Consider the following 18247-nt stretch of genomic DNA (forward strand, 5'->3'; position numbering starts at 1 on the left):
AATGTATGTGGCGCAAAAATTATTGAGCGTAACGCTTACGCCACTCTGTTTCCAATGCGCCAACCCAACTTGCATGAGGTTCTGGTAGTGTTTTACCCAGTTCCTCAATGTTTAGCGTGGCGATGCCACGCGGCAAAGCGTCGAATTTTGCTTGCAGGTCCTTCGATAATTTTGCGTAGGATAAAACACTCAAATCCCCCCAGACGGTGGGTGTTTGCTTTTTGATTTGCGCTTCTGGTGACAGTAAGAAGTTGGCAACTACTTGCGCGCCGGCTTTCACGCCGCTGTTGTAAGGAATGGCCAAAAAGTGTGTGTTCCCAATGGTGCCGCCACTAAACACATAAGAGCGAACCGTGTCTGGCAGATTGCCTTTGTCGATCTGTACTGACGCCGCAGAAATATCAAAACTCAACGCAACGTCGATTTCTTGATCGTCGAGTAAACGCATCATTTCTTCAGAGCTTGAAGGGAAGCTCTGTCCGCTGCGCCATGCAACAGGGTGAAGTTGGTCAAGATACGTCCACAAAGGCGCCGTGATTTTATCAAAATCCACGGTATTGACGGCCTGAGAGAGCGCTTTGCGATGCGGTGACAATTCGTATAGGGCTTGTTTCAAAAAGGTAGAGCCAAGAAACTGTGGTGGCTCAGGGTACGTGATTCGCCCTGGATGCGCTTTCGCGTAGGTCAGCAGTTCAGGGATGGATTTAGGCGGATTACTCAAGGTCGCTGTGTCGTGCATGAAGATGACTTGCGCCATGCCCCAAGGGGATTCCATGCCATCGACAGGCGTGCCGAAATCTTGCGTTAAACTTTGGCGTGCGTTTTCGTCCACGTATTGTGTGTAACTGGGTAAAGCTTGACTGAAAGGGCCGAACAATAGGTGATTGTCTTTCATGGCGCGGAAGTTTTCGCCGTTAAGCCAAATTAAATCGATGGAACCGTTGCTGTCTTTACCCGCGGCTTTTTCGGCCAAAACACGGTTCACCGCGTCGGAGGTGTCTGTCAATTTTACTTGTTTTAAGGTGACATCGTATTCGTCTTTAATACGGTCTGCGGCCCATTGAATGTAGTCGTTTATGTTGTCTGCACCACCCCATGCATTGAAATACACCGTTTGGCCTTTGGCTTCTAGTAAGGTGTTTTTCCACGTGTCTTGCGAGACACTATTTTGTGTTTGGCTGGCAAGTACGGCTTGGCTAGACAGAGCCAAAGCGGCTGCGATGGAAGCAGCGATAAACGACTTTTTCATTCCTTTCTCCTAATTATTGTTGGCTTTCGAGTATAAGACGTTATTGAAGTTCAATTTCTTACAGTTTTGGGAATTGTTTTTTATTAAAAATCGGTTTTAGCGTACCATGTTGCAGGCTCAAATTGGCGAATCTCACACTGTGACATTACTTCTATTGTAATTCGAACACAGCAAAGTACGAGGTGTTATGTCTTATCAAATTTATTCTCATGTATTGCCGAGTGCGACACCCGGCACTCAACGTATTTTAAAAGCGCATCACTTTGGTGAAACGGGCGCTCGGCCAAAAGTATACTTTCAAGCGGGTCTTCATGCCGACGAATGGCCGGGGTTTTTGGTGCTGAATCGACTGATTAAACTGCTGAAACAAGCCGATAAAGCGGGTTTGATCCAGGGCGAGATTGTGATTGTACCGGTGGCGAATCCCATTGGTTTAGCGCAGAACTTTCATGGGTATATTCCGGGGCGCTTTGCCTTTTCGGATGGCGGCGGCAATTTTAATCGCAATTGGCCGCAGCTTGGCGCGAAAGTACACAAACGCATTAAAGACGAAGTGACCGGCGATGCCGAAGACAATATCACCTTGATCCGTCAAGCCATTCGTGACGAACTGGCGCTATTGCCAGAAACCACGGAACTGCAAGGCATGAAAAAAATGCTGCTGGCGTTGTCGATGGATGCGGATGAAATTATTGACCTGCATTGTTCTGGCGAAGCCTGCATGCACGCGTATGTTGCTCAAGAATTTGAAAGTCACTTCAAACCGCTGTTGGCGTTATTGGGTGCCAAGGTTGGTTTGTCAGAATTAGAAACGGGCGCAGCGTCGTTTGACGAAACCAATGTCAGTGTGTGGCGAGATTTGAAAGCCCATTATGCGCATTTAGTGCCGTGGGGAAGTCGTTCTCTGACGGTTGAATTACGCGGTGAAAATGACATTTCGGATGAGTTTGCTCAGCAAGATGCCAAGGCCTTATTTGATTACCTAGTCTTGCGCGGTGTGGTGTCGGGCGATTCGCCAGAGATTAACGACAGCGAGGTGGAGTATTACCCGTTAGACGCGATGGACCTTGTGAAAGCGCCTTGCGCTGGCATCGTGTGTTACCACAAAGCCATCGGCGAAGAAGTCGAAGCGGGCGAAGAAATTGGTGAAGTAGTGAACCTGATGGAAGACGATGTTGATGTGTCGAGCTACCCTTTGATAGCTCGAACCAATGGTGTGTTTTTCGCTCGAGTGCAACGACGTTTGGTGGTGTGCGGTGAGTCCATTGCAAAAATTGCAGGCAGAGAGCATCTGGCGTTTCGAGAAATTGGTCACCTTTTCGAAGACTAATACAGGTCAGTGAACTCGATGCTCATGGCAAAGTTTGAAGATTAGTACGTTTACACACTAGGCAAGATTATTTTGATACAAGCGCAACCCAAAACAGAAGTGCATAGCTCGTTAACCGATGAACAACAGCGTGTTGTTTTGCATGATATGACAACTCCCGCGAAGGTGATCGCCGTGGCGGGCGCAGGCAAAACCACCACCCTAATTTCTCGTATCGAGCATTTGTTGGCGCAAGGCGTGGATCCGTCTCACATCGGCGTATTTATGTTCAATAAAAGCGCGCAGGAAGAGTTCTCCGAGCGCTTAAGCAAACGCTTGATGTCCGTTGGGCATTTGCGTTCCCCCAGCGTGATGACGTTTCATGCCTTTGGGATGAAGTTCTGCCGACGCTTAGAGCAACAAGGCTGGTTGCCGTCTGCCAAGTTGGTAACCGATGATTTTAGCTTGGTGAAAATGTTGCGAGAATCCTTGCAACGTTTGATGCGAAGCGGTGAGAAAATCGCCATGCTGGACGAAAAAGACTGGCTAGAAGACGTCTTGTTGTTTATCGATCAAGTAAAAGCTTCGGATTTGCCCGCCAGTATCGTCTTCGACGCCTTGGGTTGGTCGAAAGAGCGTCAGTTTTTTCCTGCGTTATACGATGAATTAGAACGACTTCGCAAACGCAATAATATGCGTTTCTTTGCGGACTTGCTCAGCGACCCTTACGAATTACTCAGTGAGCTCGGCGAGCCAGAACGCGTTAGAATACGTGGCTTAGTGCCCGATTTTCGCTATCTGCTGATCGACGAATTTCAAGACATAAACCCATGCCAATACGAGCTGTTGAAGCTTCTTTATCCCGCGCCTTGCCAATGGATGATTGTCGGCGACGTGCAGCAATGTATTTACGAATGGCGCGGCGCAAGCCCTGACATCATGGCGACGCAGTTCGATAAAGATTTCAGCAAGGTGATTACTTATCCGCTAAGCACCAGTTTTCGCTTTGGTCATGCGGTTGGCTTAATGGCGTCGAGCGTGATCAGTGAAAATGACCCAGACGCCTTGGTGATTGGTGCAGGAGAGCGCACTCGAGTGTCGTTTGCGCGCGCGCCTAAAACGGGGAAAGCCCTGTTGGGCGAACTGAAAGCCTGGGTCGATGAAGGCAAAGCACTCAGCGATACAGCGGTGTTGGTGCGTTTATACAGCGACATGGTGCCAGTGCAATTGGCCTTGATGCACAAAGGCGTACCGTATCAATTGCACGGTGATTCGCCTTTGTTGGAAAATCGACAAATTCGCATGTTAATGGCGTATTTGGCGGTGATTGCCGGCGGACTTGAAGGCTCTGGAGCCTTCTTTCGACCAGATGACATTGAATATCTATTGACGGTGCCAAGTCTTGGCGCGTCTGTTGCACAACGTAAAACCTTAATTCAGCAAGCCAAACAATCGCCGCATTTATTGCCGCAGATTATTGAGTCTGTTGCAGACGCCACCGACGGTTGGCGTGCTAAGAAGCTTTATGAACGTGCGGATTGGTTGCGCAGTTTGACCATGTATCGCACCGATCCGGCGCAAGGTTTGGCGCACACCTTGGAAAAGCTGGGCGTTTACCGTTACTTTGAAAGCACCAGCAGCAAAGACATTCAGACTCAAGAAAAAATCGCCACGTGCGATGCTTTTATGGCGTATGTGCGCGGTGTGGGTGGCGATGCAAAATCGATTTTAGAGCAGCTCGCGACGTTAAATGAAAGGCACACTGACGACAGTCACGGCGTGCATTTGATGACGATTCATAAGTCCAAAGGCTTGGAGTTTGATCAAGTGCTGTTGTCGGGTTTACAAGAAGGGCGTTTTCCTTATTACGACGAAGACCTTAGCGCTATCGACAAGCAAGCAGCCACGGATTTGGCGTCTGAAAGACGTTTGTTTTATGTGGCGATTACCCGCGCCAAACAAAAATTGGTCTTATTGGAAACGCCAAGTTCAGACGAACATAAGCGCATGAAGTTGGGCGATATTCCCCGTGCGGCATTGAAGAGCTTGTCCTTGTCGAGATTTGTGTTTGAAGCTCAGCCTTATGCCGTGAGTCGCATTTGCGAGGCTTGGTATCTGGATGCCAATGGCGAGCCGATTGATACCGAAAAAGGCGCTCTTTTTCAGCGTTATCTGAACGCGGTTACGCCATCGCCCGCGTTGACCTTTCGTCATCGTGTCGAAGGCAAAAGCCATTTAAAACCGGGCGACAAAGTACGCCACGATCAATTTGGACAAGGCGTAGTCGTGCGGCAAGAACAAGGCGAAAAACAAATGATTTTTGTGGATTTTGGCGAAATCGGTTTAAAACGTTTTAATCCAAAACACACCCAATTGGTTAAATTGTCTTCACGAACGTAGCATTGAAGTAGGAACGAATTATGTCTATCCCGTTAATCGACTTATCCAAACTCACTCATAGCAGTGATGTCATTCGTCAACAGGAAATCCGTGCTTTAGACAAGGCGTGCCGAGAAATTGGTTTTTTCTATTTAACCAACACGGGCATTCCAAAAGAATTGATGACAGCACTGATGCGAGAAGCTAAGCGATTCTTTGATCAACCTCAAGACGCAAAAAACGCCATCGATATTACGAATTGCAAAAATCATCGCGGCTACGGCAATATTGGTGAAGAACAGTTGGATGAAGTGGGCCATGCCGATTGGAAAGAAACCTTCGACATGGCGTTGGATTTTCCTGCCGATCACCCTTTGGCGGAAAAATACCCAACCATGTATGGGCCGAACCAAAATCCGAGTAATCCTAAAACCGTTGAAGTGCTGCAAGATTATTATGTAGAAGCCTTTTTGGTGGCGCAAAAACTGCTCACCGCAATGGCGCAGGCGCTGTCTTTAGACGATCACTTTTTTACTCGTTGTTTTACCGATCACGTTACGGTGTTGCGCATGATTCATTATCCGCCTCGTCCAGCGAATGACCATGACAATGGCGCGGGCGCTCATACGGATTACGGTTGTGTGACTTTGTTGTTGCAGGATCAGATTGGTGGCTTGCAGGTAAAAAACCGTCAAGGTGAGTGGGTCGATGCGACGCCAATCGACAATGCATTGGTAGTGAATATTGGCGACTTGATGCAGCGTTGGACGAACGACGAATATGTCTCAACCGCACATAGAGTGCGAGCGTCTTTGCCAGATGTGCATCGCTATTCGTTTCCTTTCTTTGTGGAGCCCGATTACGAAACCAATGTGGTGTGCGTACCAAGCTGTGCAACGGCGAGCAAACCCGCGAAGTACGAGCCGATATTAAGTGGCGATTGGATTCAATCGCGCTTTGATGCAACGTACGCGTACCGTGAGAAAGGCGAGTGATTCCTTCGTAAACAGTGTTGTCTAATTCTTATAAAAAGCCCCTAATGATGTCAGCTTACGCAATGTGCCGAAATCATAGGGGCTTTTTGATTGAATTGTTCTGTTCTGAAAGAGACTAATACGCCAAATACCCACCATCAACAGGATAATACGATGCCGTCACGAAGGAAGACGCGTCACTCGCTAACCAAGCAACTAGATGCGCCACTTCTTCTGGCGTACCTAAGCGCTTCATGGCGTGTTTTTGTGCTATGGCGTTTAGCGTTGCGTCATCCATAACTTGGTCGACCAATGGCGTGTGAATGAAGCCTGGCCCGACAGAGTTAATACGGATGCCATCGGCCGCGTGTTCGATCGCAGCGGCTTTAGTCATGCCAACAACGCCATGCTTTGCACTGACATAGGCGGGCGCGCCTTCAAAAGCGACTTGACCAAGAATCGACGCCATATTAATGATGCTGCCAGAACCATTTGTTCGCATGGCTTTAATGGCTTCTTGCTGGCAATAAAAAACGCCGTTGAAATTGATATTGATGACGTTCAGCCAATCTTCCGCTTTGTAATCTCCTGATTTTTCAAAAGGCCCGCCAATACCTGCATTGTTGACTGCGATGTCTAAATGCCCCAGTTGTTTGATCGTGTCTGCCATGGCTTTAATAACCGATTGCTGGTCGCTGACGTCTACTTTTTGCGTGATGCATTTTACACCGTGTTTTTGAATGCGTTGCTTGGCGGCTTCTAGTGCGTCGTCATGTAAATCCCAAATAGCAATGTCGGCGCCTGAAAAAGCCAATAATTCCGCACACGCCAAACCAATTCCCGATGCACCGCCAGTGACCATGGCGACTTTGCTCTCTAATTGATAGTTGATCATTTGAGTTCCTCTCGATGGTGTTGTTGACTCAATTAGGTTAGCAGTGGAATGACGGAATGACCTGATCGAAATCAGGGGAAATAACAATAGTGCGAGATGACAATAGTGCGAGATGGCAGCGAGGACGGGTTAAGTAATAATAAATGACCGCTAAGCGGTCATTTTTAATGCTTCTGGGAGTGGTGTGATTTGATATTTGTGCTGCTTGATCCTAGCGATGTGACCCGCTGGCACCTGTGTCCAGCTTTCACTGGATAAATCGAGTGGTTCAGAGCCAATCACAATATGATGCTCAAACTCTTTGCAGTACAGGCTTGGCGCTTGTTCATCGCTTGAAAAACGCACCGCAATGATTTCTTCTCCGTCTGAAAAGACCGCGGTAAAACGAAATGGATCTGAAATTTTCTTCTGTTTCATAATGTCGATGATTTGAGCCAGTGTGACGCTAATGGCGTTTTCTGGATCGCTTTCTAATCCATTGGCAATCATCAATAAGAAAATAACCTCGGAATCGGTGGCGCCGTGGCGATGGCTGTAAAGGTGCTCTGGGATTAAACGATCCAGTTGCCAGCGCAGGGATTCGTAACCACCAATTTGTCCGTTGTGCATGAACAGCCAATTCTTATAGCTAAAAGGGTGGCAATTGGAGCGATTGGTTTCTGTGCCTGTTGAAGAGCGAACGTGGGCAAAGAATAGGCCGCTTTTGATGTGTTTGGCGAGGCTCCTTAAATTGCTGTCGCTCCACGCGGGTAAGACTTCGTGATAAAGCCCTGGTTCTTCTTGTTCATCGTACCAGCCCAGACCAAATCCGTCGGCATTGACGGTCACTTCCGATTTTCTTGCGCTCAAACTTTGATGTATTAAAGAATGCTCTTGTTTAAAGAGCAATGACTCAAGGTAAACGGCATCACCTTGATACGCCATCCAACGACACATGTTTTTCTCCTAGAATGAAAAAAGGGAAGTGATTAACTTCCCTTTTTATCTTAACTCAACACGCTAGTTTCACTAGCACTTTAAACATTGAAATAGCTGATCTTGGCGGATAATTGAGTGGCCAGTGATGCCAGCTTCTCTGCGGATTGGCTAATGGAGTGAATGGACTGCGTTGTTTTCGATGAAATCTCGGTAATGTTGGACACATTGCGGCTGACTTCTGCGGTAACAGACGCTTGTTCTTCTGCGGTGGTTGAGATTCTGTCATTCATTTCACGAATCTTAGACACAGATGTATTTATATTTTGCAGCGATTCTTCTTCGTGCTTCACCTGAGTCACCGCATCGGTAGAGCGCTGATGGCTTGATGTCATGGCTTTTACAGCAGACGTTGCGCCAGTTTGAAGAAGCGTGATCATTTTCTCGATTTGCTGAGTGGCGTCTTGAGTATTCTGAGCCAAATGACGCACTTCGTCTGCCACCACGGCAAAGCCTCGACCTTGTTCGCCCGCGCGTGCGGCTTCAATTGCCGCGTTGAGAGCGAGTAGGTTAGTTTGCTCTGCGATGCCCAAAATAACGTTCAGAATGTTACTGATCTCTTTGGTGTTGGATTGCAGTTCATTGATCGTCGTTGCTGAGCTGGCAATTTCCGAGGCCAACTCTTCAATGCTGATAATGGTTTTCGTCACGATGGCCGTGCCTTCGTTCGCCGCTGTTTCCGCATTATGAGCGGCTTGGCTTGCGTCGGTTGTCGACTCTGAAACGTGAACCGCTGTCGCTTGTATTTCCTGAATCGCCTGAGAAATAAGGTTGGTTTCTTCTTGCTGACGATCCACCATGTCGGAAGATTCGTCGGTAATGCGGTTTAGGTCGTTTGCTGCATTGGTCAGCATGGAGCTGGATTCTGCCACATCGTGAAGAATACTGCTTAGTTGTACCACCAACTTGTCCATCGCGGTTTCTAGCAAACCGATCTCATCTTTGCGTGTGCTCGTGGTTTTTGCTTGAACTAATTGGCCAGACGCGATTTCTTCTGCACGTCGTACGGCTTTAATCAGTGGACCACAAATGCCATTGACGATGACAATGCTGATGATGATTCCCGCAATAATTAACGCAGCAGCTAAACCAGCGCTCGCGTAGATTGTTTGATCTAATTTGTGGTTTTGGCCTTCGGCAACGCTCGTATTGTATTCATCAATTGACGTAATGATGGCTTCCATTTGAGTGTTTACCGCCAACATGCTTTCGTCGGCTTTACGACGCGCTTTGTTCGCTTGCATGGTTTTTAGTTTTACCCACCAGCCGTACGTTTCGGTACTGGCCTCAAGGAAAACCGCTTGCTCTGCTTCTAGGGCAGAAATTTGCTCTAGAAGACTGCTTAAACCGTCATGTACCGGCATGGAAGCAAGGATGCTTTTCACATTCTCGATGCTTTCTATCATTTCACCGGTGAAGTTGGTGAATTTTTCTGCAGATTCTGCGATTTGCTCTGTGCCATAACCGCCCATGGATTTGGCAATCGATACTTGGAAAAAACCACGCTCAAATTCAACGGTTTGTTGAAGAAGCAATTGGCGGCTTTTTTCTAAGTTCTTCATTAACTGAAGGCTTTGAGAAGACAGGTTTTGTAATTCTGATGAAACAGATTTACTGGAAAGGGCAGAACTGACACTGATGCCAACAATGACCAATGAAAATAGTGCTATGAGTGAAAGTATCTTCGTTCGTACGGATAAATTTAACATACGTAATCCAATGAATTAATGGTATTTGATCATCTCTTTCCAGCAATACTTATGCCAATCAAGCTGAGTGTTCTCTTTTTAGGTGCGTTTCCTTTAGAGAAACTGCGAAACGAAGAGGTTAACTTGAGAAAGTATTGTTTTTTTCGAGAATGTCCACGTAACTGAGTTTTTATTGATCAATTTCAATGATTTATGCATATGCGTAATGTGCAATAAAAACTGATGGTTCTAAAGATAGCGTGAAATGAAGAAAGAAGCATAGTGGTATTTTAGCAAAATGCTTCTTTTTTGTGCGTTTTTGAAGTTATTTGTATTAGGACGGTTCTGAACTGATAACGACGTCGTTACCTTCTACTGTAAAAAAGAAACAATCCCGTCGATTTGTGTGACAGGCAGGGCCTTTTTGATCCACTTTGATAAGAATGGCGTCGCCATCACAATCAAATGACATGGAAACCAGCGTTTGACGATGACCAGAGCTTTCGCCTTTGCGCCAATAGGTTTGGCGAGAGCGTGACCAATAACAGACGTGACCGGTTTCTAGCGTTTCACGAATGGATTTCTCGTTCATATACGCCAACATTAATACTTCGCCCGTATCGTGCTGTTGTGCAATGGCGGCAACCAATCCGTTTTCGTCGGTTTTCAAATTCGCCAACACGGTGTCTAAAGACAGTTTGTCGCCTTTCGCCATATTTTCGTATTCTTTTAAGCTCATGTTCTTGCCTTAATCTTTTCTGAAATCGCACCTTTGCCAATGCCTTCAAAGCCATGAGCTTCGATGTGAACACCTGGGTTTTCTTCCGCTAATACATCGGCAATGTGAGCCGAGAGCGATTCGACCGTGGTGTCACAATCCAACATGTAGACCTGATTGCTGTCGATCACGAGTTCAAATAACCCTTGTTGGCTGGTGTAACGAAAGCCGTGGTACTGTCGGCCATTTTCTTCAATGATTTTGTCTAAATCGTCTTGTGTGCCGAGATAAATGTCATTCCAGCGTGTTGCCCAGTCTTGCTCCATGACGTCATTACGAACACCATCGGCGTATATTTCAACGGTCGAGCGATGACCATGTGCAATGCGCTGACAATTGCCCGCGTGTTTTTTCAAGCCGTGGCTGTATTGGTATTCCGCGCCGTCGATTTTTTCTGGAAAGAAACGCACGCTGACGGCTTCAAGTTCAGCTGGAAGCAAATCGAGGATTTGTGATTCCACCCACTTTGCTGCCGCATCAGGCGTGATGTCATTCATAGGTAACACGCAGATTGCCTGAGTCGGCGCATCGCATTGAAAACGGCGATGGTCATTCGGTGTTTCTTTACTGTGGTCAAATTGAAAAGACACACGATCATTTGCCAAAGGTGTGAGCGTTGTTCCCGCGTATTCAGCCGGAATGGCCAACATGTGATCGATATGCTCATCTAGCCACTTCTTGATCTGCTTTTTAACAATGCTGAAATCGCAAATCATGCTTTCGTCATTTAACTTACCGGCCAGCACGATGTCCGTCTGCCAGCTTTCACCCAATAAACCGCGTTGTGCGTCAAAGTAGGACAAATCCACATGGGTTAGGTTTTTTACAAATAGCTTCAACGCGCTACTCCTTAATACAGAATGGCGCGTATCTTACCGTAAATAGATAAGTCGTTACAGAGTGTTGCAGGTCAGTGTAAAACCAGTAGAGCAATCAAATCGTCGATTATTTTTAAGTATTTGAAAATACTTAAAAAAGGCGGTTGATATTTCAATTTGGCTGCGTATAATTTCGCCCCAAGGTCAACAGGCCTCCTTTATGGTGTCTCTGCTGGTCCCCTCGCAACGATAAACCGTGAACCTGGTCAGATCCGGAAGGAAGCAGCCACAACGGTGGACTTGTGTGCCGAGGTGCGGCTGGTAGAGGTGCCACCTTAATCTCTATCCCCCCAAAAAAATACAAATTCCCTTATACATCTTTTTTATTTTTGAGAACTTCTACGTCTTCACTTGAGTGATTTTCTGTTTGTTCATTGACATTTCATGCAGAGAAACGGTTACGGCCAATACGACTCTTGATCCACTTGGCGCTTTTGATCCTCAATCAATTTATAAATTTCTTCCCTATGCACAATAACGTCTTTGGGTGCCGCCACTCCGATACGGACTTGTCCGCCTTTTACGCTGATGATTTTAACTTGAATATTGTTGTCGATATTGATGGTTTCGTTTACCCGTCGAGTAAGAATGAGCATATTTTTCCCCGTCCCTGATTGGTGATATCAAAATGAAAGTTTATATATTTAAACTCGTAAAAGTCAATAAAAATATACCCAATAGGATTTTCCTAACGACGCAGGCATAAAAAAAGCCACTTTTTGTGGCTTTTTTTATTGGTGCAAAGAGGTGTTAGAGTAAAATTTTAGCTTCTTTCACAACGCCAATGATTCGGTAGTTATCGTAGACCGCAAGGGCGTGATAGTTTGGGTTTAGTGGTTTGAGGTAGGTTTGACCTGCATCAATGACGAACTTCTTAAATGTCAGCTCATCGGTTGAATCCAATTGAGCCACCACCAAGTGGCCATTTTCTGCGACCGCAGTAGGGTCTACTAAAATCAAATGACCTTCACCAATGCAAGGGCCAATAGGGGAGATCATGCTGTCTCCTACCGCCGCCATCCAAAACGCGCTATCGCTTATTGTAGAAGGGGCATGTTCCCATTGAGTGTTTTTTTCTAAGTTAGGATGATCATGGTAGCCGTTCCATTTTTTCGCTAAATCATCGTTAATGACGGGCAGTAGTTTGGTGGCCGTCTGAGTTGAATTTACATGAGAATAATGGTCGTTAGTCTGATCGGAAGAAATTCCCCCAAATAACCAATTGGCGTCACAGCGAAGCGCTTTGGTAAGAGAAACAATGTACTTTCCGCCAGGCGACGAAATACCATTGAGCCACTGACTTACCGACCCTTTGGTCGCGCCAGTCATTCTCGCTAAGTCGACGGCTTTTAAGTTGTGCTCCGTCATTTTTTGTCTGATTCGGTCTGAAATATCCATGTTAAGAATACTAAACTATATTGAGTTTGTTTTTATTTACTTGTAAGGTTTATAAAAGCAAACTTCAGGGTTCGGAGGATATTGTCATGCACAAGGAAAAAGTCATTCGCTATTTTGGTACTCAACAGTGCTTAGCCAGCACATTGAGTATTTCATCCAGCTCGATTTCACAGTGGGGAAACGTGATCCCAGAAAAACAAGCCTTACGAATTGAGAGGCTCACCAATGGTGTACTGAAATACGACGCGAGGCTGTATATCAGATCAGTGTAGTGAAGCGACGCGTTTCATGTGTACTCATTGTCGCACTGTTCAAGAGAGCCATGCGTAAGAAAAGGGAAGTTTAGGAGAGGGAACGATGAAGAATCAATCAAGTTATTTTACTGGAAAACCTGACGCCAGCTTCTTACTCGTAGAAAAAGCCTTATCAAGTTTAAGTTACGAATGCGCATCGGCGATTCGCTGTTTTTATTATTGTGGTTTACAAGATTCGTCAACGTGTCGGCACCTCATGGAGACTCAGGCTGTTATTGATGCCGCAATGAACGATATTGCTCTACTGAATCAAAATGCAAAAAACCTTGAAAGGCTTGGTGGGTTTTGCTTTCAAGGAAAAAACACAGATATAAAATTTAGGTTGGACAGGCTTAACTTTTTTCAGTTAAACAAAAGCAGTAGGTAAATATCTAGCGTAAATGGTGGGATCTAGGGTTAGCCGCGTCCAGTTACATAGGCAACCACCTGCTCAGCCAGCTTGACCAAGTGCGACTCAAACCCCACGACTTACCCGCGTTACTCGACGCTATTAACAAGCAACCAAAGCAACGCCTTGTCTTCTTCATGACGCAATTGCTCCACGCCACACGAGAAGGCGAAACCAGCCTTGCCGAATGGAAACATTTTTCGCACGCGCAACCGGAATGGTACCTACCGCCAGAGAACACCAAAAACGGCACCGAGCACCGCTGGCCCATCACCACACGCACCATAGAGCGTTGGTGACAAAGCCTCAGCGACGACGTCGGCATCAAGTTCACCAGCTACGATATACGCAAACTCGCCCGCGACAGCTGGCAAGACAATGAGAGGGGCGCATCGACTGGCTTTCTAGTATTCAAAAGAGGGTGAAATGCTACTCAACCACGAACGAGACGGACTGGACAAACGCTATATGCACACCCATTCGAGAGAACAGATGCGCAAAGCGTTGGGGGAGTGGGGGAATAATCTTAAAAATTAGTCTCAAATATTTTTTTTAATATTTTTTTACATTTTTTTTTGAAAGTAGCTTAAAGCTTTTATGAAAGTCGGGTGTTCATTTCTTCAAAAGAAAAATTTCACAATGTATTTAGATGTTAGATAGAGCGAAGTTTTTAAGTGTTTGATTGATATGAATATTGTCCTTAAGTTAATTTAAGGACAAATTAACTTAATAGCAATTAACTTAATGGGAAATTAATTTAAGGATAAACTAACTCAATGAAAAGTTAATTTAATGATAAATTAACTTTGTATATCAATGGTTTATGTTTTTTTTGTGGCCTTGATTCTTTGTTTTGAAAGCGCTAATGTTCATTACATGAATATAAGTTTGAATCGGTATTTTACTTGGCAGTACATTACAAAATGTAATCCGTCTTACTAATGTGTATTGATGGGTTTATAGTAATTTACAATGAGTTTTATTGTTTTTATATGTATAGGCTATAATTGATTAGTGGCATGAAAGAATTTCTAAAAATAAAGGAGGTTTAATATGAAGCAGACATAAAAAAACCGCTTATTTAGCGGAACTAAAAAAGCGGCTTCGGCTTACTCTGTCCTTTGGCGAGCATAGAGTAAGTAGCTGAGACAGGCTCAACCAGATACAAAATAGATCCTAGCGCAATTCGGTTGGGATCTCAAGAACCTGTTAACGCCATCGAAGCCTCCATCAACTTTTTAGAGTAATTGATATGGCAAGGCTACAATTGATTCTAGAGAAAACCGTTGAGGGGCTTGTTCTCCTTAATGAGCTAGTGGATAGCTTGACTATCTTGATTCATTCGATGGGGTAGTAAGTCCTATCGCTTTGGTACTGATGTTGAAAGCCGCATTCGTGCGGCTTTGTGTCTATTTTAAAATCTGAATTTTATCTAATTCGGTTAGGAAGACTGAAAAGCTTAAATGTAAGTCTTTTACAGATAATATTTTTTCTTTATCTAGAAAAGGTTCTGAAATATCTAAATATCTATCTCTTTTTTTACTTAGAGACGTCCAAGTAAATAGTGGTTCATCCTTTTCTTTTATTGATTCTTTTAACACTTCAAAGCAATCGTCAATTAAACAAAACTGCTCTTCACAATAAAGGGGATGAATCCAGCATTCAGTTTCATGTACTGCAATACAAAATATAATTTTATTAGCGTTATTTTGATAGAAACCTTGTTGACCACTGTCTATCTCATTTATTAATTTATTTCTGACTTCATTTATGATGAAAGCTTGCGTTTGAGTTTGATTGCCTTGAAGTGCTGGAACTCCAAATTCTTCTCTAGAGGCTACATCAGTATCAACTTGAATGATAAGGTAGTCATAACTGTTAACATCATCTCTAAATCGAGTTGATCTTAAATAAGAAAATAAATATTTCCAGCCACCTCGAGTCATGCTTTTATCTGTTTCGTCTAACATTGGTTGTACAGGGTACAAGTCTTGGTCTAGATCCTCATTTTCAAAGTAGCCACAACATATATTTTCTAAAACAGCTTGGTCTGTTATTCCTTCAGCAGCAATACCAATTCTCATATTTAAAATCCTTTTGGTAGACCGCCTAAATAACCTCGTAACATGGCCTCTGATAATCTCAGTGGCTCACCTGTTGATGAAATAGGTTTATCTTGTACTGTGACCTCTTTGACTCTGGTGTGTCCGTGTCTATTTCGAGAGACAACAAATAGCTTCTGTTCAGGGTCATTTAAGTCTAGCCCATCAAGAATGGCTGGGTTGTGTGTTGTTAAGAAAAGCTGTTTGTTGTGTTCCTTTGATAAGTTGCATATTTCTTTTATTAATCTAGTGCAAAGCTTGGGGTTTAAAGATGCGTCAATATTATCAATGGCAAATATTTTGGGTGTATCTTTAGACACAATAAGTGCCATATAAAATAAAACAAATAAAAAGCCTTCATTAGCATTTCTCTGATCAATATTCTTTTCTTTTATATATTTGTCGAAAATGTTGAGAGTGTTTTTTTCTTCACTAAATTCTGAAGGAATATCGAAATCCTTATACCAATCAAATAAGTTTAAACATCTTTTGATTTCCTCAAGAGAATCTGGTTCATCTTTTGAAATGACTTTTAATAATTTTAAAAGACCTTCGCCATTAATTCCTAGTGGTTCAATTTGCCCTTCTTTATAAAATAATCTTAGTGAAGAGTTTTCTGGTGAATATATTAAGAAATTTGATAGTTTTCTTGAAGTTTTGTTTATTTTTTTATATAGAAATGTATCGGTGTGTTCGATACTATTTAACTCTTCAATGTGTGTTTTTATTTCTTTTAATTCATCGTCAAGTACAGCCTCTAATTTTTTTCTTGCTGTTTTATTGAGTTTTTTAATTTCTTCTAAATTTTCGAATTTTTCGAATTTTTTATTGATTAATCTTACAATATTTGAATATTTTTCTTGGTTGTTCTTTAGTTCATCAATATGGGGGTGCATTTCTGGAAGGATTTCAAGAACTCTCTCAAGGTTTGGGTATGATTTATTATTGTTAGCCAATTTGAAATTTATGTCGTTTTCATCAATAACAACATTTATTTCAATCTCTTTTTTTTCTTGCTCACTAAATAGTGAAATCATATCTTCAGGGTCAGTTGCTCGAATTCCTCTAGGCAGTAAGAATTCTCTGTCTAGCTTATCTGCATCGGCAGCACCAGCAAGCGCGATGGCTTCTAAAATATTACTTTTTCCGCAACCATTTTCGCCAATAAATACATTCACGCGGCCCAGTTTAAAACTAAGCTTGCTAATGGATTTGTAATTTTTAATCGTTAGTTCTTCAAGCATTTAGATGCCTTTCTTCCTATGCTGAAAATTGCATTGTTCAAATATGTTTTAGCTTACCATTTCAGCGTTATTTTAACACTGTTGATGTCTATAAGTTTTTGCAAGTTGACCTCTCGCGTATCCTGATCTACTATTTCCTTGCACTGGCAAAATCCAGTGTCGGGATTGCAACCCCGTTTTACCAAAGCGGCCTAAAACACGCACCGCGTGTTTTTTTGTGGCCGAGATTCGCCTGTTATGGTGGGTCTGCTTCAGGCCAACTTCGGTTGGGCCGTGCCTTTGGGCGGTTGTTGCAACCTGATTTAGATCCACCACCTTATTGAGATTGCAACCTCATCTGGTGGTTTAACCATACCAAAGGAGGCCATAGATGGCTCATTTAATTATTTCTTCAAAAGACATCCGCACACTCGACGGATTGTATTCCCTTAATGATCTTCATAAAGTGGCTGGCGGTGAAAAGCGCCATGAACCAAATCGTTTTATTCGCATAGAAAAAACGAAAGAATTAATAGAAGAAATTGAGCGTTGCCCAGAAATGGGGATCGGTGCAAAAGCCATAAGAGGTGGGGGGAATCAAGGCACTTGGGTTTGCAAAGAACTGGTTTACGCTTACGCCATGTGGATCAGCCCCAAGTTCAACCTGCAAGTGATCCGCGCCTTCGACCAAGCCCAACCGCCAGAGCCTGAATCGGTTCAACACACCTTACCCGCACCCATCCAAGACGACGAAAAACTCAAACTCATTAACGACATTGCCCAATCCTTGGGAATAGAAGAAAGCATCGTCGTTGTACCCGCCGCCGACATCATGAATATGGTTGAAACCATCCGTAAATACCAAATCGCCGTCAATCAACTTCAAACTAATCCACTATGGATTGATGAAACCATAGAGCGCATCAAAAACACCACAGGCCGCCACTTCGGGGAAGGTTAGATCGGATTTACGCATCCTAAAAAATGTAGTCTACAATGAAGTTGGAGGTTTAAGCTGTTTGGCCTTAGCTGTGTTAGCTAGACAGTAATGATTCCTCTATATGGACTATTTTTTCTGACATTGAAGGAGCAATAAAATGGCGAATACGATAATAGCGAGTTTGGCGGGTGCTTGGGTTCTGGAGCAAAAAAATGGCGGGCCTAAAGAATTAGGTATGACAATATCAAGTGAAGGAATGATTTCCCTTTCTATGGGTGGTAGTTTGCTTCCTGACATTCAGGGTGCGGCTTATGCTGGAGAGGCAAATACGGATGGCCAATACCCTGTCATTATGTCGATTTATAGTACATCTTCAGATGCAGCAATGGGTCTGAGTATTACTAATTATACTGGTGTTCTCATTCCTCAAAGTGCAAACGTGACAGTAGATACATTAGAAGGAACGGCAATTGGCATTCAAGATAAGTCGCAGGCTTCTTCACCTGTTGCTATTTTTGGGTGGAGTGCTTCTCGGGCTTTACTCATTGAAGAAAGTTAGTTGTTTGAATTGTAAAAACACGCCGCTACTCATTGTTAGGTAGTGACAGTAAAACCACCATCGGGTGGTTTTTTTATGTCTGAAGGTCGTTATCCCGTCTCACTTCTGGTCAGAAAATCCTGCCTCTTACAAAAATTCACTTGGTCATTCACGCTGCTTAAAACTATACTGTATATCCATACAGTATTTTGGTGTTTG

18 protein-coding genes and 1 other RNA gene are annotated in these 18247 nt (G+C 43.9%); 9 read left to right on the forward strand and 10 right to left on the reverse strand.

Going from position 1 to position 18247, the window contains the following annotated elements; all coding sequences use genetic code 11:
* Window positions 1-19: 19 nt before the first annotated feature.
* Window positions 20-1249: an ABC transporter substrate-binding protein gene (locus D104_RS21790; RefSeq protein ID WP_024022767.1), complete on the reverse strand. Its 1230-nt coding sequence runs from the start codon at window positions 1247-1249 to the stop codon at window positions 20-22.
* Between the two features lie 187 nt (window positions 1250-1436).
* Here D104_RS21790 and D104_RS21795 point away from each other — a divergent pair, with 187 nt between their 5' ends.
* From D104_RS21795 to D104_RS21805, 3 genes are all read left to right on the forward strand, one after another.
* Window positions 1437-2579 carry a succinylglutamate desuccinylase/aspartoacylase family protein gene (locus tag D104_RS21795; protein WP_024022768.1) on the forward strand — a complete coding sequence of 381 codons (1143 nt, stop codon included), beginning with the start codon at window positions 1437-1439 and terminating at the stop codon, window positions 2577-2579.
* Window positions 2580-2651: 72 nt separating this feature from the next.
* A complete protein-coding gene (locus D104_RS21800) occupies window positions 2652-4958 on the forward strand; it encodes an ATP-dependent helicase (protein ID WP_024022769.1) in 2307 nt (768 codons plus the stop codon).
* Between the two features lie 20 nt (window positions 4959-4978).
* Window positions 4979-5932 carry an isopenicillin N synthase family dioxygenase gene (locus D104_RS21805; RefSeq protein ID WP_024022770.1) on the forward strand — a complete coding sequence of 318 codons (954 nt, stop codon included), beginning with the start codon at window positions 4979-4981 and terminating at the stop codon, window positions 5930-5932.
* Between the two features lie 115 nt (window positions 5933-6047).
* Here D104_RS21805 and D104_RS21810 read toward each other — a convergent pair whose 3' ends face one another.
* From D104_RS21810 to D104_RS21830, 5 genes are all read right to left on the reverse strand, one after another.
* Window positions 6048-6806 carry an SDR family NAD(P)-dependent oxidoreductase gene (locus D104_RS21810; RefSeq protein WP_024022771.1) on the reverse strand — a complete coding sequence of 253 codons (759 nt, stop codon included), beginning with the start codon at window positions 6804-6806 and terminating at the stop codon, window positions 6048-6050.
* A 150-nt stretch (window positions 6807-6956) separates the two neighbouring features.
* Window positions 6957-7742 carry a class II glutamine amidotransferase gene (locus D104_RS21815; RefSeq protein WP_024022772.1) on the reverse strand — a complete coding sequence of 262 codons (786 nt, stop codon included), beginning with the start codon at window positions 7740-7742 and terminating at the stop codon, window positions 6957-6959.
* 80 nt (window positions 7743-7822) lie between these two features.
* Window positions 7823-9490 carry a methyl-accepting chemotaxis protein gene (locus D104_RS21820; RefSeq protein ID WP_024022773.1) on the reverse strand — a complete coding sequence of 556 codons (1668 nt, stop codon included), beginning with the start codon at window positions 9488-9490 and terminating at the stop codon, window positions 7823-7825.
* Window positions 9491-9803: 313 nt separating this feature from the next.
* On the reverse strand, window positions 9804-10208 hold the full coding sequence (gene hisI / locus D104_RS21825) for a phosphoribosyl-AMP cyclohydrolase (RefSeq protein WP_024022774.1): 405 nt from the start codon (window positions 10206-10208) through the stop codon (window positions 9804-9806).
* Window positions 10205-11086 (reverse strand): 6-carboxytetrahydropterin synthase, encoded by an 882-nt coding sequence (locus D104_RS21830; RefSeq protein WP_024022775.1) that lies wholly within the window; start codon window positions 11084-11086, stop codon window positions 10205-10207. The genes hisI and D104_RS21830 overlap by 4 nt, the downstream gene beginning before the upstream one ends.
* A 209-nt stretch (window positions 11087-11295) precedes the next feature.
* On the opposite strand from D104_RS21830, the gene ffs reads away from it, so the two are divergent.
* Window positions 11296-11392, forward strand: an RNA gene (gene ffs, locus D104_RS37115) — signal recognition particle sRNA small type.
* 131 nt (window positions 11393-11523) lie between these two features.
* Here the strand turns inward: ffs and csrA are convergent.
* Together csrA and D104_RS21840 are read right to left on the reverse strand one after the other, a co-directional pair.
* Window positions 11524-11721: a carbon storage regulator CsrA gene (gene csrA, locus D104_RS21835; RefSeq protein WP_024022776.1), complete on the reverse strand. Its 198-nt coding sequence runs from the start codon at window positions 11719-11721 to the stop codon at window positions 11524-11526.
* A gap of 154 nt (window positions 11722-11875) precedes the next feature.
* A complete protein-coding gene (locus tag D104_RS21840) occupies window positions 11876-12523 on the reverse strand; it encodes a helix-turn-helix domain-containing protein (protein WP_024022777.1) in 648 nt (215 codons plus the stop codon).
* An 86-nt stretch (window positions 12524-12609) separates the two neighbouring features.
* Here D104_RS21840 and D104_RS37120 point away from each other — a divergent pair, with 86 nt between their 5' ends.
* The 3 genes from D104_RS37120 to D104_RS0118630 all read left to right on the forward strand — a co-directional run bounded on the left by D104_RS37120 (window position 12610) and on the right by D104_RS0118630 (window position 13524).
* On the forward strand, window positions 12610-12795 hold the full coding sequence (locus tag D104_RS37120; protein WP_084545987.1) for a Cro/CI family transcriptional regulator: 186 nt from the start codon (window positions 12610-12612) through the stop codon (window positions 12793-12795).
* A gap of 85 nt (window positions 12796-12880) precedes the next feature.
* Window positions 12881-13204: a hypothetical protein gene (locus tag D104_RS21845; RefSeq protein ID WP_024022778.1), complete on the forward strand. Its 324-nt coding sequence runs from the start codon at window positions 12881-12883 to the stop codon at window positions 13202-13204.
* 80 nt (window positions 13205-13284) lie between these two features.
* Window positions 13285-13524: a site-specific integrase gene (locus D104_RS0118630; RefSeq protein ID WP_031214448.1), complete on the forward strand. Its 240-nt coding sequence runs from the start codon at window positions 13285-13287 to the stop codon at window positions 13522-13524.
* Between the two features lie 1110 nt (window positions 13525-14634).
* On the opposite strand, the gene D104_RS21850 is transcribed toward D104_RS0118630, so the two are convergent.
* Complete coding sequence (locus tag D104_RS21850; protein ID WP_024022782.1) at window positions 14635-15309, reverse strand: hypothetical protein; 675 nt, start codon at window positions 15307-15309, stop codon at window positions 14635-14637.
* Between the two features lie 2 nt (window positions 15310-15311).
* Window positions 15312-16571, reverse strand: coding sequence for an AAA family ATPase (locus tag D104_RS21855; protein WP_024022783.1), 1260 nt, complete (start codon window positions 16569-16571; stop codon window positions 15312-15314).
* A 370-nt stretch (window positions 16572-16941) separates the two neighbouring features.
* Between D104_RS21855 and D104_RS21860 the strand changes: the two genes are divergently transcribed.
* Both D104_RS21860 and D104_RS21865 read left to right on the forward strand, forming a co-directional pair.
* A complete protein-coding gene (locus tag D104_RS21860) occupies window positions 16942-17511 on the forward strand; it encodes a KilA-N domain-containing protein (RefSeq protein ID WP_024022784.1) in 570 nt (189 codons plus the stop codon).
* Window positions 17512-17647: 136 nt separating this feature from the next.
* Window positions 17648-18049: a hypothetical protein gene (locus D104_RS21865; protein ID WP_024022785.1), complete on the forward strand. Its 402-nt coding sequence runs from the start codon at window positions 17648-17650 to the stop codon at window positions 18047-18049.
* Window positions 18050-18247 lie beyond the last annotated feature (198 nt).

Source organism: Marinomonas profundimaris, from assembly GCF_000508165.1.
GTDB lineage: Bacteria > Pseudomonadota > Gammaproteobacteria > Pseudomonadales > Marinomonadaceae > Marinomonas > Marinomonas profundimaris.